Annotated in this window: 19 protein-coding genes; 7 read left to right on the top strand and 12 right to left on the bottom strand. The window is 69.6% G+C overall.

Annotated features, from left to right (window positions below; genetic code table 11):
* Positions 1 to 80: 80 nt before the first annotated feature.
* From C5E05_RS18240 to C5E05_RS18200, 8 genes are all read right to left on the bottom strand, one after another.
* Positions 81 to 476 (bottom strand): type II toxin-antitoxin system HicB family antitoxin, encoded by a 396-nt coding sequence (locus C5E05_RS18240; RefSeq protein WP_104243449.1) that lies wholly within the window; start codon positions 474 to 476, stop codon positions 81 to 83.
* A gap of 269 nt (positions 477 to 745) precedes the next feature.
* Positions 746 to 1,147 (bottom strand): DUF4913 domain-containing protein, encoded by a 402-nt coding sequence (locus tag C5E05_RS18230; RefSeq protein WP_258064920.1) that lies wholly within the window; start codon positions 1,145 to 1,147, stop codon positions 746 to 748.
* The gene (locus C5E05_RS18225; protein ID WP_104342739.1) at positions 1,144 to 2,949 is read right to left on the bottom strand and encodes a type IV secretory system conjugative DNA transfer family protein; all 1,806 of its coding nucleotides are present in this window, start codon (positions 2,947 to 2,949) and stop codon (positions 1,144 to 1,146) included. The genes C5E05_RS18230 and C5E05_RS18225 overlap by 4 nt, the downstream gene beginning before the upstream one ends.
* The gene (locus C5E05_RS18220) at positions 2,946 to 4,508 is read right to left on the bottom strand and encodes an ATP/GTP-binding protein (RefSeq protein ID WP_104342738.1); all 1,563 of its coding nucleotides are present in this window, start codon (positions 4,506 to 4,508) and stop codon (positions 2,946 to 2,948) included. Before C5E05_RS18220 ends, C5E05_RS18225 begins: the two co-directional genes overlap by 4 nt.
* On the bottom strand, positions 4,505 to 5,998 hold the full coding sequence (locus C5E05_RS18215) for an SCO6880 family protein (RefSeq protein ID WP_104342751.1): 1,494 nt from the start codon (positions 5,996 to 5,998) through the stop codon (positions 4,505 to 4,507). Before C5E05_RS18215 ends, C5E05_RS18220 begins: the two co-directional genes overlap by 4 nt.
* Before the next feature lie 4 nt (positions 5,999 to 6,002).
* Complete coding sequence (locus C5E05_RS18210) at positions 6,003 to 7,586, bottom strand: hypothetical protein (RefSeq protein WP_104342737.1); 1,584 nt, start codon at positions 7,584 to 7,586, stop codon at positions 6,003 to 6,005.
* Complete coding sequence (locus C5E05_RS18205; protein ID WP_104243461.1) at positions 7,586 to 8,404, bottom strand: hypothetical protein; 819 nt, start codon at positions 8,402 to 8,404, stop codon at positions 7,586 to 7,588. The genes C5E05_RS18210 and C5E05_RS18205 overlap by 1 nt, the downstream gene beginning before the upstream one ends.
* Positions 8,405 to 8,423: 19 nt before the next feature.
* Positions 8,424 to 8,717, bottom strand: a complete 294-nt coding sequence (locus tag C5E05_RS18200; RefSeq protein ID WP_104243463.1) for a hypothetical protein — start codon at positions 8,715 to 8,717, stop codon at positions 8,424 to 8,426.
* 317 nt (positions 8,718 to 9,034) lie between these two features.
* On the opposite strand from C5E05_RS18200, the gene C5E05_RS18195 reads away from it, so the two are divergent.
* Genes C5E05_RS18195 through C5E05_RS18185 form a run of 3 tightly spaced genes read left to right on the top strand, consistent with a single transcriptional unit; the run spans position 9,035 to position 11,726 of the window.
* The gene (locus C5E05_RS18195; RefSeq protein ID WP_146081180.1) at positions 9,035 to 9,565 is read left to right on the top strand and encodes a hypothetical protein; all 531 of its coding nucleotides are present in this window, start codon (positions 9,035 to 9,037) and stop codon (positions 9,563 to 9,565) included.
* A complete protein-coding gene (locus C5E05_RS18190; RefSeq protein WP_258064919.1) occupies positions 9,562 to 10,749 on the top strand; it encodes a M23 family metallopeptidase in 1,188 nt (395 codons plus the stop codon). Before C5E05_RS18195 ends, C5E05_RS18190 begins: the two co-directional genes overlap by 4 nt.
* Before the next feature lie 38 nt (positions 10,750 to 10,787).
* The gene (locus C5E05_RS18185) at positions 10,788 to 11,726 is read left to right on the top strand and encodes an FHA domain-containing protein (protein ID WP_181059731.1); all 939 of its coding nucleotides are present in this window, start codon (positions 10,788 to 10,790) and stop codon (positions 11,724 to 11,726) included.
* A gap of 25 nt (positions 11,727 to 11,751) precedes the next feature.
* Here the strand turns inward: C5E05_RS18185 and C5E05_RS18180 are convergent, their stop codons facing one another.
* The 3 genes from C5E05_RS18180 to C5E05_RS18170 form a co-directional block, all read right to left on the bottom strand.
* Entirely contained in the window at positions 11,752 to 12,015 is a 264-nt protein-coding gene (locus C5E05_RS18180; RefSeq protein ID WP_104342734.1) for a glutaredoxin family protein, read from the bottom strand.
* A 135-nt stretch (positions 12,016 to 12,150) separates the two neighbouring features.
* Complete coding sequence (locus tag C5E05_RS18175; RefSeq protein WP_082775156.1) at positions 12,151 to 12,249, bottom strand: 30S ribosomal protein bS22; 99 nt, start codon at positions 12,247 to 12,249, stop codon at positions 12,151 to 12,153.
* 106 nt (positions 12,250 to 12,355) lie between these two features.
* The gene (locus C5E05_RS18170; RefSeq protein ID WP_104243471.1) at positions 12,356 to 12,568 is read right to left on the bottom strand and encodes a helix-turn-helix domain-containing protein; all 213 of its coding nucleotides are present in this window, start codon (positions 12,566 to 12,568) and stop codon (positions 12,356 to 12,358) included.
* A 210-nt stretch (positions 12,569 to 12,778) separates the two neighbouring features.
* Here C5E05_RS18170 and C5E05_RS18165 point away from each other — a divergent pair, with 210 nt between their 5' ends.
* On the top strand, positions 12,779 to 14,236 hold the full coding sequence (locus C5E05_RS18165) for a TrkH family potassium uptake protein (protein WP_104342733.1): 1,458 nt from the start codon (positions 12,779 to 12,781) through the stop codon (positions 14,234 to 14,236).
* A complete protein-coding gene (locus tag C5E05_RS18160; RefSeq protein ID WP_068478414.1) occupies positions 14,229 to 14,897 on the top strand; it encodes a TrkA family potassium uptake protein in 669 nt (222 codons plus the stop codon). Before C5E05_RS18165 ends, C5E05_RS18160 begins: the two co-directional genes overlap by 8 nt.
* On the opposite strand, the gene C5E05_RS18155 is transcribed toward C5E05_RS18160, so the two are convergent.
* Entirely contained in the window at positions 14,890 to 15,906 is a 1,017-nt protein-coding gene (locus C5E05_RS18155; protein ID WP_181059729.1) for an Lrp/AsnC family transcriptional regulator, read from the bottom strand. The genes C5E05_RS18160 and C5E05_RS18155 overlap by 8 nt on opposite strands.
* Positions 15,907 to 16,015: 109 nt before the next feature.
* On the opposite strand from C5E05_RS18155, the gene C5E05_RS18150 reads away from it, so the two are divergent.
* Positions 16,016 to 17,587: an AbgT family transporter gene (locus C5E05_RS18150; RefSeq protein WP_104243477.1), complete on the top strand. Its 1,572-nt coding sequence runs from the start codon at positions 16,016 to 16,018 to the stop codon at positions 17,585 to 17,587.
* Positions 17,588 to 17,649: 62 nt separating this feature from the next.
* On the top strand, positions 17,650 to 18,861 hold the full coding sequence (locus C5E05_RS18145) for a M20 family metallopeptidase (protein ID WP_181059727.1): 1,212 nt from the start codon (positions 17,650 to 17,652) through the stop codon (positions 18,859 to 18,861).
* The last annotated feature ends 68 nt before the right edge of the window (positions 18,862 to 18,929 follow it).

Here is an 18,929-nt window from a genome sequence, read left to right as displayed (position 1 = left end):
AGTTTCCCCAGAGCCGTCCGCGAGTGATCGCGGGCGGCTCTGCTGCGTTCGGGGCGCGCAGCACCGCGGTCGACTGAGCGCTAGCCCGCTTCGCGGACGCCGGCGTCCTGCGCCAGTTGCGACACGCGCTGGTGGCTGATGCCGAGGACTTCTGCGATGTCTCGCATCGTGAGCTGCTCGTCGCGAAGGCGGGCCACGGCCGACCGCATGCGGCGTGAGGCGACAGATTGGGCAGCGGCTGCCGCCGCCGCCGCGTCCTGCGCGCCGTGAACAACGCCATCCGTCGCTGTGTCGAACACTGGCATGAGCGCGATCTGCACGTCTGCCGCTGGCACACCTTCGAGGAGCTCGACCGCGTCCGCGACCTGCTCCCTGACGTGCTCGAGGCGCTTCACCTGCGTGAAGAGTCCTGGCACCTCTGGCACCTCGACGGCCCACCAGGAACCGGAACGGGTCGCCCGCGCCGTTACCTTCATCGTTCGATTCCCATCTGTCTGAGGATGGCTCTTGCCGTCCGCTCGTTGATCTCACTGTGACGCGGCACGACGGTCCTCGCGCCCCCGATCACGACCTTGGTGTGGCTGGCGCCTTCGGTGAGCACCATCTCGAGTCGCTGTTCGGCTGCATGTCGACGCAGTCGCCGGAGAAGGTCCAAGCGTTTCACATGTTTGTCCAGAGGTATAGACGAATACTGGCAATAGCTCTTGACAAATTTCGAGCGGCTCTGCTGCGTTCGGGGCATGGGTCAGCGTCGTCGGGAGACCTCGTGGCCGGGCGGTGGTGGCGCGCAGGGAAGGTCGTCGCCGCGGCGGCTGGTGCTCTCGCGGACGTCGGGGCTCGCCTCGAAGGGTCCGTCTGGGCTGAAGAGCACGCCGAGGTGGTAGTCGGCGTGGTCTCGGAACCAGAGGGACGCACCTCCGGGCACCCCTTTCAGCTCCTCCCACGCCTGCCAGAGCCCACCAAGGCGGAGCACCGCTTCCGGGGAGTCCCACCAGCGCGCCGACCAGACACGCGTCCGGCCGTCGACTCTGCGCGCGCAGCTCCGAGCGACGAACTCGCGCACGAAGTCGGCGAGGCACGCGAACTGCGGTCCCGGAGCCCGCGCGAGTTCGCTCGAGATGCCACCCTGGCTCTGCTCCTGATTCACGGCAGTGTCTCCTCTCCGCGTTCAGCCTCGTCGCATTCAGCCCCGTCGCGTTCAGCCTCGTCGCGTTCCGCCCCGTCTCCTCCTGTGGCGTCGCCTCCTCGTTGGTGCGCGGTGATCGACGCGCGGATGCGCGCGGCGTGCGGGCCCTGCATCCACGACCTGGTCCTGATGAGGGTGGGGCGGCTGCCGGATGCGAGCACGAGCGCGCGCCCGCGTGGGAGCGCGCTGAGTTCGGCGACGTCGAGGATGCGCTCTCGATGCAGCTGCTTCGAGACGGTGCGGTGGCCTCGTCCGTAGCTCAGCGAGGAGAGCTCGCGGTCGTGGTCGCCGACGAGCTTGGAGAGCTCGTCGAGGAAGGCCGCCTCGCTGACGCCTCCCCCGTAGATCTTGATGTTGGCCGCCGACCAGAGCTTGCGCATGCCGCCTTCGCCCCAGACCTCGGCGCCCTGCGACCAGGATTGCAGGATGGTGATGAGCACGATGCCCCGCGAGCCGTAGTGGCTGTACAGGTCGGGGAGGCTTCGCCAGCGGCAGACGTTCGCGGCCTCGTCGAGGACGCCGAGCAGCGGCCGAGCGAGCCGTCCGGACAGTGAGGCGGAGGCGAGTTCCTCCGCTGCCTCGGCCACGGCGACGGTGAGGGCGGTGACCAGCGGGCCTGTTGTCCCCTGTCCTTCACGGGACAGCGAGTAGAGCGTGTCGGTTCCGCGGACGAACTCGTGCGGGTCGAACTGCGGCCTCGTGTCGAGCTCCCCGCTCGCTGTGATCCACGGGGCGAGCGCGCCGTTGGTGAGGCAGGACGCCATCTGCTGCGCGGTGCCGTAGATGCCGCCGCGTTGGCGCTCGGGCGCGCTGATCACCCCCTCGAGCTGGTCGGCGATGAGGCGGTACCCCGCATCCCGCAGGATGCCGACCGCATCGTCGTCACCGGGCCGCGTCACCCACCGGTACACCTCGGTGATGCGGGTGCCTGCGAGGGCCCCTGCCAGGAGGAGCGCGGCGAGGAGATCCTTCGCAGCTGGGTCGAAGAACGCGTCTGCCCTCGAGCCCGGCTCCCGGGATCCGCTCGCGAAGTGCTCGGCGAGCTTTCCCGCCTGCACCTCGTCGGTGACGTAGCTGAGCGGGTCCCACCACCACTCTGCGGCGTCGCCTGCAACACCCTGCGGGTCGAACACCCAGACTCGCCCGGCCTCGGCGCGCACGCCCCGGGTGGCGTCGACGACATCCCGCTTGTTGGACGTGACGATGACGGCTCCCGGCGCCTCGACGATTGCGGGGATGGCGAAGGCCGTCGACTTCCCGGTTCGCGGGCCGCTGATGTTGATCTGCATGTCCTCCCAGCTGCCGAAGACGGGTGAGCCGCCCGGCAGGCTCGTGCCGAGCCGCACGCCGATGGGGCCCGCGACGCCGAGGCGCTGGCTGCTCGCACGCGCCCCGCGGGCGCTGATGCTTGCGATCTCCCGGCCCCGCCCGAGGAGCGCCGCAGAGCGGTCGAGGCGTCGACTGCCGGTGCGATGCCCGCGAGCGAGGAGCAGCGAGACCGCGACCGCGAGCGCCAGACCGAGCGCGAGCGCCATCGCAACCCCGGTCGCGGTGGCACTCCAGCGGACGCTCCCCCGCAGCACCCCGAAGAACAGCGCGAACACGTCGTCGGGCAGCGGCTCGCTGGGGCGTTCGACGTTCGCGGCGACCCGCACGGAGAGGTTGGTCCCGCCGATGGCGACCACGGCGGCGGTGAGTCCGATCCACAGCAGTACGGCTTCGGCAGCCATGCCGCCCGGGCCCCGCTTTCGCGGCGCGCTCATCGCCGTATCCGCTCCGGGTCGAGACCAACTGACGGTTCCGGGCCCAGCCCGGCCACACGGCTCGGCTCGTGCCAGAGCTTGTTGGTGTCGTTGATGCTCGCCTCTGCGGCGGTGAGCTGCACGTCGACCGGGATGCCAGGCCTGCCGCCGACCTTGACGAGGAACTTGCCTCGCCCCGGTGGCTCGGCCTCTCTGCCGCTGGTCGCGTCCCAAGCTGGCGGGTCCTGCCATCCGATGAGAAGTTCCTGCTCTGCGAGCGACAGGGGCACCGCGGAGGTGAGGCGCGGCATCTCGGCACCCGGCAGTCCGCCGCAGATGACCATGCCGGCGCGTTCCACGAAGCCCTTCGCCTTCATCCGCTCTGACTCGGTGGGCAGCGCGAGCAGGTCGCTCATGGTGTGCGAGATCATTGCCATGCCGACTCCGCGCTGGCGATTGAGGCGAGTGAGGGCGTCGACTCTGTCGACCATTCCCTTGCCTGCTCGCAGCGCGCGCCAGAGCTCGTCGAGGATGACGAAGTAGTGCCGGCGGGGCTCGAGCCCCGCATCCGCGAGCACGTTCGCGACGTTGACGGTGCCGAACCCGGCCGACCAGCAGGCGAGGAGCGCGGCCGCCTGCAGGTCGACGTCGGAGTCGTCGATGGAGGAGACGTCGTACACGACGGGCGCGTCGCGTCGCATGGGGTTGGTGGTCTGGCGGGAGAACGTCTCGCCGAGCCTGCCTCCGCCGACGAGCCCGATGAGGGAGGCCTCGAGGTCCTCCGTGATGGCCTTGTACCTGCTGTCGTCTCCCCGGTCGAGCGCAACCGCGCGCACCTCCGGGGGGCCTGCACGCACGACCTCGAGGAGGTCGCCGAGGACGGGCACGCCGTCGTGGTGCTGGTCGAGCCATTTGAGTGCCCGGTCGATGATCGTCTCCTCGCGATCGCTCGGTGGCTGGAGACGCATAATCGTGAGGAGGGCCGACACCATCGTGTGCCTGCGGCCATGCGCATCGGCGAGCACTTGGCCAGCCTCGGCGTCGAAGCCGCTCGCCCTGAGCCGCCGCGCGGCGGCCGTCGCCTCTCCGGGGTCGAGCACGTTGAGGTAGCCGCGTCCGCGCCCGAGCGAGATGACCTGCCCGCCGAGGGCGGTGATCATGTCGACGTGGTCGGGCTTGAGGTCGCCGAGCACGAGGGGCATGACGCCGTAGCCGGCAAGGCCTGTCGCCATGCGGCGCACGAGCGACGACTTCCCGAGTCCGGGCTTGCCGAGGATGAACGCGGAGGGGTTGCTGATGAGCTTCGCCCGCTGGAACCACGAGATGGGGTCGCAGCAGAGGGTCGCGCCGGTCTGCGTGTGCCGCCCGAGGGGCACCCCGATCATGGGAGTTCCCGTGCCGACGGCGAAGGGCCAGAGCCCGCACACCTGGACGGTGGTGCCGCGCCATTCGTCGGGTGCCTGGACGTAGGTGGATGCGCCCCGGCCGGTCCCGCTCCAGCCCCTGGGTCCCGGCCGCTCGGGTGGGCGCGCCCGTTCCTGGGTCGCCTGTTTGCGTGACCTGGCGTGTGCTCGTCTCATAGCTTCTCTCTCAGTTCGCTCGGCACTCGCAGGTGCTTGCTGAGGACCAGGCCGAGCGGGAGCGCCGCGGCGAAGGCCGAGTCCTGGGATCCGTAGACGGGGCGCAGGCGGAGGCGTGCTGTCGCGGCGAGGTTGTCGACGGCCGCTCGTGCGTCGAGCTCGTGGGCGGCGTCGAGCACTGTCGCCGTGACGAGCACTCCGAAGTTGATGAGGCCAGCGCCGGATGCCTCCTCGCTTGCCGTCGCGGCGGCGGCGCGGACGGCGAGCGTGTCGCGCGCGGCGGGTTTCGAGGTGGAGGTCTGCCTGAACTGGGCCGCGCTGAGGTCAGCTTCGACGAGTGCCGCTGCTCTGGCGGCGTCGATGGGGCGGTAGAGCAGCGTCACCCGCTTGCGCGCGATGTCACGATGGGGCGCGAGGAGCCGCGCGAGGACGCTCGACTGCACGCTGCCCCTGGGTGCGACGGTCATCGCCCAGGTCGTCGAGTAGGCGGAGTCGTGACGGTAGCCTGCCCAGCTGGCGCGGGCCGCCGCCGGGCCGACGTCACTCCAGCTGAGCTCCGGGATCTCCCCTCCGGCGTGCGCCTCGTCGATCAGCACCGCGGCTGCCGGGTCGTAGGCGACTCGGACGATCTCGCAGAGCTCCTGCCCGGTGAGCGGTTGCGCCGCGCCCGCGCCGGTTGCCTGGAGCCCCGCGCTGAGACCGGGGAGCCGCGCCGCGAGCTCGCGCGCCATCTCGTCCGGCGCCCTCCTTCTGGCACCGACTCGGAGGGCCCCCTGGAAGGTGAGCGCGACGAAGGCCTTCACCGTGGAGGAGCCCTCCGGGTACCCCGCGACGGTCTCCTCCAGCACCGCCCGCGCGAAGGCTGGCGCGTTGGGGTCGATGTTCATGGCGACCTCTCGCCTGAGGCGAGAGCCGGAGTCGGGGGCCGTCTCGATCGTCACCGACGCCGCCTCGATGCCCGGTTCGTCGCCGAGGCTGGAGAGCCAGTGGCCCCACTCGGCGACCCAGGAGTCGATCTGCTCCTGGTCGACGAGCGCCGCGCCATCCGGGTCCGTGCCAAACACGACGGTGTAGCTGCCGACCGCGGGCGTCAGGAGCAGCGCGAATGGCCGGCCGTGCGAGTCGACGTGCTCGCTCAGCCTGGTCGGCGCTGCAATGCCCGGCAGCTGGAACGTCGCCCACGGCACTCGACCGACCGGACCGGACCGGTACGCGGATTCGCCCCTCGCCCGCGAGAGGCCCCAGCCTGAGTGGGCTCCGAGCCGCGACAGCGCGTTCTTGCCGTGCGCGTCGCGCACCACGAGCATCAGGAGCGCGACGCCGATCCCCGAGGCGACGATGAGCGCAGCGATGAGACCCGAGATCATGACGGCCACGACGACGAGCACCAGTCCGCCCAGCAGGAGCGCCGTCCCCACCGAGCCGAGACCGAGCAGTCCCGCTGACGTCGGCTTCCGCCAGTTCCCGTAGGTTCGCGTCTTTCGTGTCATCGAGCTATCGACCACCGCTCGGGTCCTCTCCTGTTGTCCGTTCTGCGACCGCGATCGCGGCGTCAGTGCCGTACTGGACGGCTTTCTTCAACGGTTGAACGCCTGCGATCGCTGCCGCGACGTAGGGCCCAGCGAGGGCCTTGCCTGCTCCCGCTGCGGCTGCCGCACCGCCGGAGGCAGTACCCGTCGACGCGGCTGCGCGTGTGCTCCCCGGCGATGCCGCAGATGTTCCCGCCGCAGCGGGCACCGCCCGCGGGCTCGGTCCTGAGCCGCGCGACGCAGGGCCGCCGCCTGTCGAGGCACGCCCTCCGCCGCGCGGGACGCTGCTCCCCTGGGGTGCTGAGGCCGGCCTCGGTCGTGCGCCCTCTGGCACCCGATCCGCGACCGAGGTGGCGATCGCGGCACCGCCCCCACTCGAGACGATCGCGCCCACCATGGGAGTGACGAATCGCATGAGCGCGGGGAGCGCGACGATGGCGAGCACGAGGATCACGATCCCCGTGTAGGTGGTCAGCACGGCGCCGCTCTCGGCGCTCGGGGCCGCCCCGGTCATGCGAAATCCGGCGGCGTAGACGATCGCCGCGGCTGGCTTGTAGAGGATGAAGGCGGTGAGCCAGGCGAGGCAGCGCTGGAACCAGCCCCGGCCGAGCTCGGTGTTCGTCGCCGAGGCCGCCAGCGGGAGGACTCCGGCGAGGATCACGAGCATCCCCCCTCGCACGATCATGAGGAGCACCTGGACGACGGAAACGAGGCCGACGATGACCCCGATGAAGAGGCCGTTCACGACCCCGGAGAACGCGGCGGGCCCGGCAGTCCCGCCTGCTGCGCCGGCGACACCGGCGATCGAGGTGCCGAGCATCACACCGACGTTGTCCTTGAAGCAGTTCGGTGTTCCGTCGAGGTCGCATTCGAGCGACTCGTCGATGATCCAGGTCGAGAACGAATCGCCGGCACGGACGAGCAGCCACACGATCGTGAGGCCGACGCTGGCGACGACCACCAGTGTGAGGAGGCTCTTCAGCAGCTCCTGCCCTGGCCTCGCGCGCTGCTCCCAGGCCATGCGAGCACCGCCGATCATGACCGACACGATCGCGCAGACCCCAGCCAGCCACCACGTCGACGACTGCAGGAACGTCGCAGTGTTGGTCGCCGCCGCTGGGGCCGTGGGGATGAGGGCCGACACGAGCGACGAAGCTCCCGCGATGAGCACCCCGCCAGCGAGCACCGCGAACAAGCGTCCGTGGAAGGGGACGCCGTCGCCTGAGCGGATGCGCAGCCCCACCATGACGGCCAGGAAGACGAGTCCGATGACCGCGACGGTGCCCGAGATCCAGCTCACGTAGCCGAGGACGGTCCCGAGGTGGGTCTCGATGTCGCCCGTCGGCGCTGCCGGCGCCGTGCCAGAGGGCGCGCCGGTCGTGCCGAGGTCGGGCGTCGGGACGTCGACCCACATCGTGCCGAGAGTCGAGAGCTGCTCGGCCATCCACTCGTTGATGTCGTTCTGGAGGGCTTCCCGTGTTCGAGTCCACACCGTCGAGGCGATCTCCTTGGAGTAGCACTCGAAGTCCATGAGTCCGCAGTCGGCCATCAGGCGCTCCATCTCACGTAGCCGCCGACGTCGCCAAGCGACTGCAGGCGCACCGGAGCAGGCTCATCGCTCGGAATGCGCCAGTCGCCGTCGACCCAGACGAGGTCGATGACGGCGGCGATGAAGCTGGTCGTCCCGTCGACGCTCACACGCTGGGCGACGTCGACGCGCGCGGTGCCACCGTCGAACGCAAGCAACCGGTAGCCCACGATCTGGAGTCGCACGCCGGAGCCTCCCGAGCCCGAATCGGCGAGCAAGGACTCCCGATGCTGGCCTGCGGCGAGTGCGTAGTCGAGGAGCGGCGCTCGAAGCGCGGGAGTGTTCGACTGCACGAGAAAGTTCGCGGCGGCGAACAGCGCCCCCTCGGCTGAACGTTGGAAGCAGTATCCGAAGCCGTCCTCGTGCAGTGCCGCCGGGCCCGCTTCCGGTGAGCTCGGTGCCAGGTTGACGTCGACGTCGCGCCAGCTGGTCGCCGGTGCGATCAGGAGCTGCCTGTCAGCGGGAGGCAATGAGGTCCGCTCCGGTTCGCGCAGCCCGCAGCTGCTCGGAGAGGCGGCCGCGACCGCGCCGGCATCACCGGGCCCGGGCTCGGGACCCGCAGGCGTGGCACCCGCCGAAGCGGATGCCCGCTGGCCGTCGCCCACTGTCATCTCGCCTCCGGATGTGCCGCCACCGAAGGCGGCCTGGATGGAGACCACGACGCCGGCCACGACAAGCAGGGCGACGCCCAGCGCGGCGACGATGAACCCTGGCCGGCTCCCGGAGGAAGCCCTCCGGCGCTGCGCTGACCGCCGTTGGAACGATCCGCCGCTCGGCATGATGCTCGCCCTCCCCGCATCAGACGAAGAAGCCGACGAGGCTGGTCGCCGCCGAGATGATGATGACGCCGCCGAGCGCCATGCCGATCTTCCCCGCGTGCTCGCCGCCCTCGCCTCTGCGTGACTGGATCGCCATCATCGTGCCGGCCGCGATGAGGCCCAGGACGCACACGGCGAGACCGATCCACTTCACCCAGCCGAGCAGCGTCGTGAGCCCCTCGGTGCCTGGAGGCTGCACGGGGTCGGGGTCGGGGAGCGTCGTGAGGTGCGCTGATGCGTCGAGCAGCAGGTCGGTGAGTGCGGCGATCGTCATGGTCGGTGGTCTCCTGTCGAGATGAACGCGGGAACGCGCGATGAAGGGCAGCTCCGCTCACGGCGGGCTCGAGCCGTCGCCGGGCAGTCGAACCGCGAGCGCTCGAGTCAGCTCGCCGTGGGCCCACCGGGGACATGAGCCGGCAGGTCGACGACCTCAGACGGTTCGTCGGCGTGTGCACCGGCTCGGTACAGGAATGGACTCTACGCACGGTCGAGGGGGCTGCGAGGAGTTATCCACAGCCACGATCTGGGGCCTCCCGAGCCACCTAGATTGGTCCTCGCCGCAGCCGGTCTGCGGCGAGAAGGGGGTGCTCCATGCGCCGAAGAATCGCTGTCGCCGGGCTTGCCGCCATGGCCCTCGGTGTGAGCGCAGGCGTGAGCGGCTGCTCGCCCGCCGAGGTACCGAGGCACGCTCCAGCCACCGCTCCAGCTTCGCCATCGGTGCCGACGCAGCTCGCCCGCGGACCGCAGGATGAGCACGTCGACACGCACCTCCCTGGGCCGTCTCCGACGCACGACGAGGCCTCGGATGCGGAGGCTCTGGCCGTCGCATCTGCCACCATCGAGGCGTACCTCAGCCGCAAGACCGAACGACGCGCCTGGCTCGAAGCGCTGGAACCGCATCTCACGGCGTCGGCGATGGCCGCGCTGAGCTCGGTCGACCCTGCCACCATCCCCGGAGCCTTCCTGACCGCCGCGACTCACCTCGAGCGCCACACGAGCGGGTACCTGGCTCACGTCACCGCACCGACCGAGTCGGGTTCCTACCGCCTGCTGCTCGTGCGCGACGGCAGCTCCGGGCCCTGGCTCGTCGCCGAGATCACGGCCAAGGAGTCGAGCTCGTGAGCACCCGGAACGGCCTCTGGTGGGGCGTTGCGATCGCGGTCCTGCTCACTCCAGGTCTGCTGCTCGGCGCGCTCGTGGTCGCGGCCATCGCGAGCACCGCGCTCGTGGGTGTGGCCGCCTGCGCGACGCCCGACTTCCCGTTGCCGGGCGTCTTCTCCGACGCTGGGCCCGAGGCGAAGTCGAGCGTGGGCATGGAAGCCGAGCCGAATTCCGCGGCAGCGCTCGAGGTGAGCACCATGATCGGCGCAGATCAGGTCGAGTTCGCCGGCGCGCAGCTGTCGAATGCGGCCCATATCCTGCTGGCGGGCCGCGCGGCTGGACTCGGCACGCGCGATCAGGTCATCGGCGTCATGACCGCGATCGGCGAATCGACACTGCTGGTCATCGACCACGGCGACGAGGCTGGCCCTGATTCACGTGGCCTGTTCCAGCAGCGCGACAACGGCGCATGGGGCAGCTACTCCGACAGGATGGACCCGCGCATCAGCGCGGACCACTTCTTCGCAGCACTGCTCGCGGTGACCGAGCGAGACGCGCTCACCCCCTCCGAGGCAGCTCACCGCGTGCAGGGCAACGCCGATCCGGCGCACTACTCGAAGTACTGGCAGGCAGCCGTCGCAGTCAGCGAGACGATCAGCGGGTCCAGCACGGGCCTCGGCGACGGAGCACTCGCTTCCGGTGCCAGCGCGATCGGCTCGGATGGCGATGGATGCGGCGCGGCGGGAGCAGGAGCAGCCACCCCTGACGGCGGCAGCCGCACGGCGGTGAGCCCGGGCGGCTGGGCAGCTCCCGGTCTGGGCGGCATCACCGACACGTTCGGCAACAGGTTCCATCCGACCGACTTCGAGTGGCGGATGCACAACGGCATCGACCTCGCCGCCGGCGGCTGCGGGGGCCAGATCTGGGCCGCGCAGTCGGGCACCGTCATCGAGGCCGAACCGGACAGCTCCGGCAACGGGACGATCGTCGTCGACCACGGCGGGGGGCTCATCACCAAGTACCTGCACATGGAGGCGGACGGCTACCTCGTCGGGGTCGGAGCCACGATCGCGGCGGGGCAGCTGATCGGCATCACCGGCACCAGCGGGCAGTCGACCGGCTGCCACCTCCACTTCGAGGTGGTCGTCGACGGCAGTCGCGTCGATCCCCTGCCGTTCCTGGCGTCCCGCGGGGTGAGCTTCTGATGGCGAGGAGGCGACGGTCCGACCCAGCGGAGCCCGGCATGGCGGTGCCCCGCTGGCCGCGGATCACCGCGCGGCTCGGAGTCGAGGGCCAGGGGGAGCTGTCCTGGAACTCCGTGGTGCACCGGATCTCCGCGTCGGATCGCGAAGCGGCACGCGCCGACATCGTCGCGCGGTGCACGCGCATCGCGCAGACGATCGCACGCCCCGTCCGACTCGAGCTGCACGAGCGCGACCGGATGCGCGCGCTGGTGGTGCATCCGTCTGGCGCCGCTGAGCCCGGAGACGCCGAGGACGGGCCAGGCCGCACCGAGCCGGACCTGCCAGCGCCGGTGGTGGTGACCGGCACGTGTCGCGCGTGCGGCTGCACCTCGAGCGCCGCCGAGACGCGGTGCCAGGAGTGCGGTGCCCTGGAACCGCTGAGTCGCAGCGCCGAGACTTCGACCAGAGCAGCGAGGGCGGTTCCCGCGGAGGACGGTGCGGGCGAGCGTCGACGGACCGGCAGACGCGAGCTCCGTCGAGAAGCGCCGCTGCCACAGCCACAGCCACAGCCGCTCGCACCATCGCCCACGCTCTCCCGAAGATCCCGAGAGAGATCCAGGCAGCAGGGGGCGGGTCGCGCGTCTGCGCGACCGCTGCCGTCGCCCCGAGCCCTCGTCATCGAGTTCGACGACAGCTCACGCGCGGTCCTCTCGGGCAGCGCGGCGCTGGGCCGCAACCCGTCGCCCGTCGACGGCCGCATCCCGGTTCGCGTCGACAGCCGAGACAGCACGGTCTCCCGCACTCACGCGCTCGTCGACGTCGACCACGCGGGCCGCATCCTCGTCACCGACTACCACTCGACACACGGCGTGCACCTCAGCGGGAGACGCACCTCGACGTTCGAGCCGGGCGTCGTCTACCGCGTCCCCGACGGCGCGCAGCTGCGGCTCGGCGACGTCCGCTGCCGGGTGAGCACCGAGACCGCCGGCGCTTGCTGAGTCCCCTGGCAGCGACCGGCAGCTCCTACGTGCGGGACGCAGCCGCGAGCGCGACATCCAGCCGCTGGGCCTCCACGAACCACTGCGAGTGCTGCACCCCGTCGACGAGGACGACCGGGATGAGCTCGCCGTACTGCCGCTGCAGGGCCTCATCGTCGAGGATGCTGAGCACCGACAGCGCGGCGCCGTGACGAGCCGCCACCTCCCGCACCACCGGCTCAGCCTGCTCGCACAGGTGACAGCCCGGCTTGCCCAGGAAGGTGACCTTCGGAACGCGCGCATCCGTCATGCCTCGAGTCTCGCAGACGAGTGCCCCGAGACGGCAGGCGCGCAGGTCACCGCCGGTCGAGCACTCGACCGGCGATGCGGCGCCTTAACGCAGAAAACGCCTGACCCGAGGGCCCGGCGCTCTGCGTCGTCGCGACTACTTCTTGTTGCGACGCTGGTGGCGAGTCTTGCGAAGCAGCTTGCGGTGCTTCTTCTTCGCCATGCGCTTGCGGCGCTTCTTGACTACTGAACCCATAGGAACATCCTTTATCTACAAGTACGAGGTGTGCGCAGCGGTGGGCTGCGGCATCGCTCGCGTCAGCTTACACGTCACCTGCCGGTAACCCTGTGTCCAGCGGAACTCAGGCAGTGTGCTGGTCGAGCTCATCTCCGCGGCCGGACTGCTTGATGGCCTCGGAGACCGCCGACTCCGGCACCCGGAACGAGCGGCCGAAGCGCACCGCGGGAAGTTCACCGGAGTGCACGAGTCGGTACACCGTCATCTTCGAGACCCGCATGAGTTCTGCCACCTCGGCAACGGTCAGGAACCGCACATCAGACAGGTCGTTTGCCATGTGTTGCAGCTCCAAGGTGACAGATGATCCGCGCGTTACGGAAGTGAAGTGAGTGTCAATTGAACACCTTATGGCCCAGAGCACTGCAGAAACAAGGTCCAGAGCGAATCATGCCGTGCCACGGATTCGCGATTCCACCCGCGAGGAGTAGCATGACCGACGCCTCGCGCACGCGCGGCGTCGTCGACGGTGCAGTGAATTGGGGATGGGATGCGCACTCCGCGGGCCTCGAGCATCCCCGCACCCGTGGACACGGATGGGCTGCTGCGGCGCATCGTCGCGGCCGTCGGCCGGAAGATCGACGACTTCGCCCACCACACGCCGTCCCGGTTCGCGGTCATCATCTTCACGAGCATCATCCTGCTCTGGACGACGATCTACATGCTGCCGATCTCCTCGGCCGACGGAACCATGACTCCGTTCCACGAGGCGCTCTTCACCGCCGTCTCCACGATCTGCGTCACCGGCCTCTCCGTGGTCGACATGGCCACCCACTGGTCGGGCTTCGGCCACTTCATGGTGTGGCTCGGCATGCAGGTCGGGGCCATCGGAGTGCTGACGCTCGCGAGCATCATGGGCGCGATCGTCACGCGGCGCCTCGGACTGCGGCAGAAGCTCGTCGCGGCGAGCGACAGCAACGCGCTGCGCACGCACGCCGGCCCCGTCTCCGAGTCGCAGGCGGTGAAGCTGGGCGACATCGGCGGGATCCTCGCGACCGTCGCGATCTCGCTCGTCATCATCGAGACGATCATCGCGATGCTCATCATCCCTCGCCTCCTGATCGCGGGCGAGCCGCTCTGGGACGCGATCCTCGACGGCTTCTTCTGGGCGACGTCGGCGTTCACCAACACGGGGTTCATGCCGACGAGCAGCGGCATCGCGCCCTTCGCGACGGATGTGTGGATGCTCACGTGCCTCGCGACGGCCGTCTTCCTCGGCAGCCTCGGCTTCCCCGTCATCTTCGCTCTCACTCGCTGGGTGAAGACGAAGCAGCGCATCTCGGTGCACGTGAAGCTGACCCTCTCGACGACCGTGCTGCTGTTCGTGCTCGGCGCGGTCGCGATCTACTTCCTCGAGGGCGACAACCCCCAGACGATCGGCGCGCAGGACCCGTGGTTCCGGCCGGTGACCTCTGGCTTCATGTCTGCCATGACCCGCTCCGGCGGCTTCTCCACGATCGACCTCGCCAACGCCGACCCCGCCACCATGCTCGCCATGCAGATGCTCATGTTCGTGGGTGGCGGCAGCGCGTCCACGGCGGGTGGCATCAAGGTGACGACGCTCGCGATCCTCTTCCTCGCGGCCTTCGCCGAGGCGAAGGGCGTCAACGACATCCAGGCGTTTGGCCGCCGCATCCCGAACGATGTGCTGCGCCTTGCCGTCAGCGTGACGCTCTGGGGGGCGACGATCGTGGCGGTCTCCTCGATCTCCCTCATGCACTTCGCCTCGGTGCCCTTCGACGAGGCGATCTTCGAGGCGATCAGCGCATTCGCCACCTGCGGCCTCTCGACGGGGCTCACCGGGGACCTGCCAGAGCAGGGCGCGTACATTCTCTCCATCACCATGTGGCTCGGCCGCGTGGGCACGGTCACCATGGCCGCCGCGCTCGCTTCCAGCGAGCACAAGCAGCTGTTCAGGCTGCCCGAAGAAAGGATCATCGTTGGGTGAGCCGATTCCACACAATGCGCCGGTGCTCGTCATCGGCCTCGGCCGGTTCGGCGCTGCGACCGCGGGCCAGCTGCAGCGTCAGGGCCGCGAGGTGCTCGCGGTCGACACCGACGAGGGACTCGTCCAGAAGTGGGCGGAGCGGGTGACGCATGCCGTGCAGGCGGATGCACGGAACATCGAGGCCCTGCGGCAGATCGGCGCGCACGAGTTCGCCGTCGCCGTCGTCGCCGTCGGCACGTCGCTCGAGTCGAGCGTGCTCGTCACGGCGAACCTCTCCGACCTGAAGGTGCCGCAGATCTGGGCGAAGGCGATGTCGGCGACACACGGCAAGATCCTGGGCCGCATCGGCGCGCACCACGTCATCTACCCGGAGCGAGAGGCTGGCGAGCGCATCGCGCACCTGCTCTCGGGGCGCATGCTCGACTTCATCCAGTTCGATGACGACTTCGTGCTCGTGAAGCTCTACCCGCCGAAGGCGATCCGCGGCGTCCCCCTCATGGAGTCCGGCGTTCGCACGAAGTACCGGGTGACGGTCGTCGGGGTGAAGAGCCCGGGCAAGCCCTTCACCTACGCGATGGCGGACACGGTGGTCTCGAACCACGACCTCGTGATCGTGTCCGGCTCGGCCTCCGATGTGGAGCGCTTCGCGGCGCTCACGTAACCGCCCCGGCGACCCACGGCACGTGACCGGTCCTGCGCTGCTCGCTGTCGAAGACGTGCCCCATGCGCTTGCTGTAGTGGAGCATGATGCTGCGCTCGACGACACGCACGTCACCGTCCTGCACGATCTGCATCTCCACGTCCGGCGCCTCCGCGAGTGAGCTCAGCCAGACGATGGCGTACAGGTTGGCACTGCCCCCCGCGAGCGCCGCGCAGGCGCGCACCGACTGGCGCTGGCTGATGCGGGCTGCGGCGCTGTAGAGGCGGCCGGCCGGCACGACCATCCACAGCACGAGCGAGTAGGGCCAGCGCGGCTGCTCGAGCTGCACGTCGATGCGCTGCACGATGTGTCCGGACCGCACGGCGCGGTGCACGAACCTCCTGGCGTGAGCTTCCGAGACGCCGAGTGCCGATGCCAGCTCGCTGCTCGGCGCTCGTCCGTCGCGCTCGAGGACGCTGATCGCCGTCGCAAGCGCGGGACTCGGCGAAGGGGCCGAGGAGCCGCCATCGCGAGCCTCGACAGTTCGCGGGGCTCCGCCGAGCCCCGAGCGCCAGTGCGAGCCATCGAGGAACATGCGAGTCACGAGCATGGAGCGCATCCGCACGACGTCGCCGTGAGAGGTGAGACCCACTCGGAGGAAGCGTCGAAGCTCCTGCACGTTCGGCACGAGCACGGTCAGCATCAGGTCGTGATCTCCCGTGATGCCGGCGATGGTGACGACGCGCGGATGCGAGACGAGCGCCTCGACGACCGTCTCGACGGTCCCCGGCCGACACTGCACGGCGATGATGGCCGTCACCACTCCGGAGTTCCATCCGACGTGCGTCGTGACCCACGCGGAGTCCGCTGCGTGCAGTCGCTCCCAACGGCGCCGAGCCGTGGGCGCGCTGACGCCGAGGGACTTCCCGATCTGCGCCCACGGCGCGCGGGGGTCCTCCTGCATGACGTCGATGAGCGCCAGGTCCGTTTCGGACAACGCGGGTGCGACTTCAACCGGCTCAAGATCCATATCGAACATCTTGGACCCAATTCCAACTCAGAACAGCCGTCGTAACAGGACCGTAAAGCAGAATCTCAACACTCAGGACAACGAAGTCCCCTCGAACATCGGAGTGCACATGCCTCGGACTGACACCACGGAGCTCACGCTCGCGGAGGCGCCAGGACTCAGCGGAAGGATGCTGCGCGGCGTTGAGCGCGTCGGCAACCGCCTCCCGCATCCGTTCTACCTCTTCCTCATCCTCGCCGGCCTCGTCGCCGTCGCATCCGCCATCGCCGCGGGCCTCGGCGCGACGACGCTCGACCCGGCCACCGACGAGATCGTGCCGATCCAGAGCATCCTGTCACCGGATGGCCTCGTGTACGCGGTCTCGAGCGCGATCGAGAACTTCGTCACGTTCCCACCGTTCGGCCTCATCATCACCGTCATGCTGGGCATCGGCGTCGCCGAGCGCACCGGCCTCCTGAGCACCTTCATGCGAGCGACGGTGCTCTCGGCCCCGAAGTGGTCGGTGACCTTCGTCGTCGTGTTCGTGAGCCTCATGGGCAACCTCGCCTCCGACTCGGCCATGGTGATCCTCCCCCCACTCGCAGCGGCGGCGTTCCTCGCCGCGGGCAGGCACCCGCTCGCGGGCTTCATCACCTCCTACGCCGCCGTCGTGGCCGGGTTCAGCGCCAACATCGTGCCAGCCGGCACGGACGTGCTCATGTCGGGAATCACGACGAGCGCCGCGCAGATCGTCGACCCTGGTGCCGAGGTGTCCGTGGTCGCGAACTACTACTTCTTCGCGACCTCGACAGTCATCCTCTCCGTGGTCATCACGTTCGTCTGCCAGCGCTTCCTCGAGCCGAAGCTCGGCACCTTCGTGCCCAACACCGACGCTCTGCCGAGCGCACTCACGCCTGACGCCGACCCGCAGCCCGTGACCGCCAGGGAGCGGCGCGCGCTCCTGGTCGCCGCGGTCGCGATCGTCACCTACCTGGCCATCCTGGCGACGCTCCTGCTGCTGCCCGGCTCCGCGCTGCAGGGCGAGGGCGGCGAGATCCTCCGCTCCCCGTTCATGTCGAGCATCCCGATCTTCATCCTGCTCATGTTCCTCATCGGCGGGGTCAGCTACGGCATCGCCTCCGGCACACTCACGACCTGGGGGCAGGTGCCGAGCATGATGACGGACGCGGTGAAGGAGCTCGTCCCGTTCATCGTCGTCATCTTCACGGCCGCTCAGGCCATCGCATGGTTCTCCTGGTCGAAGCTCGGCCTCCTCATCGCGACGGGCGGCGCCACCGCGATGGAGGCGACGGGGCTCGGCGGCATCGGCGGCCTGATGATCTTCAGCGTCTTCGTCTTCCTCCCCGCGCTGCTCCTCGCCAGCGGCTCCGCACTGTGGACGCTCCTCGCACCCATCTTCGTGCCGATGTTCATGCTCAACGGCGTCGACCCCGCCTACGTGCAGGCTGCGTTCCGCATCACGGACTCCGCGTCGAACCCGCTCGTGCCGATGAACCCGATGCTGCCCGTGGTGCTCGGCCTCATGCAGAAGTGGGCGCCGAAGGGTGGACTCGGCACGCTGTTCAGCCTCGTCATGCCGTTCACGATCGCGATCTGGGGCGTCTGGCTCCTGCAGCTCCTCGTGTGGGGCATCTTCGACCTGCCGGTCGGCCCCGGACACAGCCTCATGATGGGCGGCTGATGCCGACCGACCGCAGCCGATCTCCCAGAACCCCGATCCCACCCAGTGGAGGAACACCGCATATGAACACCAGCACAAGCATCCGAACGGACAACGTCCCCGCCATCGTCGACGAGCTGAGCGCGCAGCTGCCAGCGCGACTGCCCCTGCTCGTCGACGTCGCCGCCGACCTGCACGCGAACCCCGAGATCCGCTTCACCGAGGTGCACGCCGCGGCACGGCTCACGTCCGAGCTCGAGTCGGCGGGCTTCGCCGTCGAGCGCGGCTTCGCCGGTCTCGACACGGCCTTCGTGGGCCGCTGGTCGACCCCGGATGCGGGTGAGGACACCCCGACGATCGCCGTGTTCTGCGAGTACGACGCCCTCGAGGGCATCGGGCACGCGTGCGGGCACAACATCATCGCGGCGAGCGGACTCGGCGCGGGCATCCTGCTCAAGGACGCCCTGACCGCCGCCCCCGGCACTCCCGCCCACGTCGTCGTGATCGGCAGCCCCGGCGAGGAGGGTGCCGCAGGAAAGGTGCCCATGATCGAGGGCGGCGTGCTGGACGGCATCGACCTCGCGATCATGGTGCACCCGGGGGCCACCAACACCGTGGGCGGCTCCACGCTCTCCCGAGTGGCACTCGACGTCACGTTCACGGGGCGCGCCAGCCACGCTGCAGCGAGCCCCGAGACGGGCATCAACGCGCTCGACGCCTCCACGCTGTCGCTGACCGCCATCGGGCTGCTCCGCCAGCAGCTCACGGACGACGCCCGAGTGCACGCCATCGTCACGGATGGCGGCCAGGCGCCCAACATCATCCCGGAGCGCACGGCGCTGCGGATCTTCATCCGCGCGGCCGAGCGCGACCACCTGCTCGAGAACGTCGTGCCGAGGGTCCGCGCCTGCTTCGAGGGGGCCGCGATCGCAACCGGGTGCACGGTGCTGATCGAGGAGAACACGCCTGCCTACTACTCGCTCATCTCGAACCCCGTGCTGGCGGACATCGCCCATTCGGCCTTCGATCGCCTGGGTCGTGAAGTGGGCGAGGAGCCCATAACGGGCTCCACCGACATGGGCAACGTCAGCCACGTCGTGCCGTCGATCCACCCGATGATCCAGCTCATCCCGGACGGAGTTGCGCACACGCGCGAGTTCGCGGCAGCCGCGGGCGGCCCGAACGCCGCTGCGACCATCGCGGACGGCGCAGCCATGCTCGCCGCGACTGCACTCGCCGTATTCCGCGAACCGAGCCTCGCGGTCGAGGCGAAAGCGGCGTTCGACGCACGCTGACCGATCCTGCGGCGGCTCCTGGACGCTGCTGCGACGAAGCCCCTCGGATGGACACTGGGTCCATCTCG

Source organism: Pseudoclavibacter sp. AY1H1 (assembly GCF_002931055.1).
In the GTDB taxonomy this organism is placed as follows: Bacteria; Actinomycetota; Actinomycetes; order Actinomycetales; family Microbacteriaceae; genus Pseudoclavibacter.
Note: the sequence above shows the minus strand (reverse complement) of the source record. Positions and strands in the feature narration are given on the sequence as shown.

Coding starts and splice junctions, on each gene's coding strand:
- C5E05_RS18240 (WP_104243449.1), bottom strand. CDS start 476: ATGAAGGTAACGGCGCGGGCGACCCGTTCCGGTTCCTGGTGGGCCGTC.
- C5E05_RS18225 (WP_104342739.1), bottom strand. CDS start 2,949: ATGAGCGCGCCGCGAAAGCGGGGCCCGGGCGGCATGGCTGCCGAAGCC.
- C5E05_RS18220 (WP_104342738.1), bottom strand. CDS start 4,508: ATGAGACGAGCACACGCCAGGTCACGCAAACAGGCGACCCAGGAACGG.
- C5E05_RS18215 (WP_104342751.1), bottom strand. CDS start 5,998: ATGACACGAAAGACGCGAACCTACGGGAACTGGCGGAAGCCGACGTCA.
- C5E05_RS18210 (WP_104342737.1), bottom strand. CDS start 7,586: ATGGCCGACTGCGGACTCATGGACTTCGAGTGCTACTCCAAGGAGATC.
- C5E05_RS18205 (WP_104243461.1), bottom strand. CDS start 8,404: ATGCCGAGCGGCGGATCGTTCCAACGGCGGTCAGCGCAGCGCCGGAGG.
- C5E05_RS18200 (WP_104243463.1), bottom strand. CDS start 8,717: ATGACGATCGCCGCACTCACCGACCTGCTGCTCGACGCATCAGCGCAC.
- C5E05_RS18195 (WP_146081180.1), top strand. CDS start 9,035: ATGCGCCGAAGAATCGCTGTCGCCGGGCTTGCCGCCATGGCCCTCGGT.
- C5E05_RS18185 (WP_181059731.1), top strand. CDS start 10,788: ATGGCGGTGCCCCGCTGGCCGCGGATCACCGCGCGGCTCGGAGTCGAG.
- C5E05_RS18180 (WP_104342734.1), bottom strand. CDS start 12,015: ATGACGGATGCGCGCGTTCCGAAGGTCACCTTCCTGGGCAAGCCGGGC.
- C5E05_RS18175 (WP_082775156.1), bottom strand. CDS start 12,249: ATGGGTTCAGTAGTCAAGAAGCGCCGCAAGCGCATGGCGAAGAAGAAG.
- C5E05_RS18170 (WP_104243471.1), bottom strand. CDS start 12,568: ATGGCAAACGACCTGTCTGATGTGCGGTTCCTGACCGTTGCCGAGGTG.
- C5E05_RS18165 (WP_104342733.1), top strand. CDS start 12,779: ATGCGCACTCCGCGGGCCTCGAGCATCCCCGCACCCGTGGACACGGAT.
- C5E05_RS18155 (WP_181059729.1), bottom strand. CDS start 15,906: ATGGATCTTGAGCCGGTTGAAGTCGCACCCGCGTTGTCCGAAACGGAC.
- C5E05_RS18150 (WP_104243477.1), top strand. CDS start 16,016: ATGCCTCGGACTGACACCACGGAGCTCACGCTCGCGGAGGCGCCAGGA.
- C5E05_RS18145 (WP_181059727.1), top strand. CDS start 17,650: ATGAACACCAGCACAAGCATCCGAACGGACAACGTCCCCGCCATCGTC.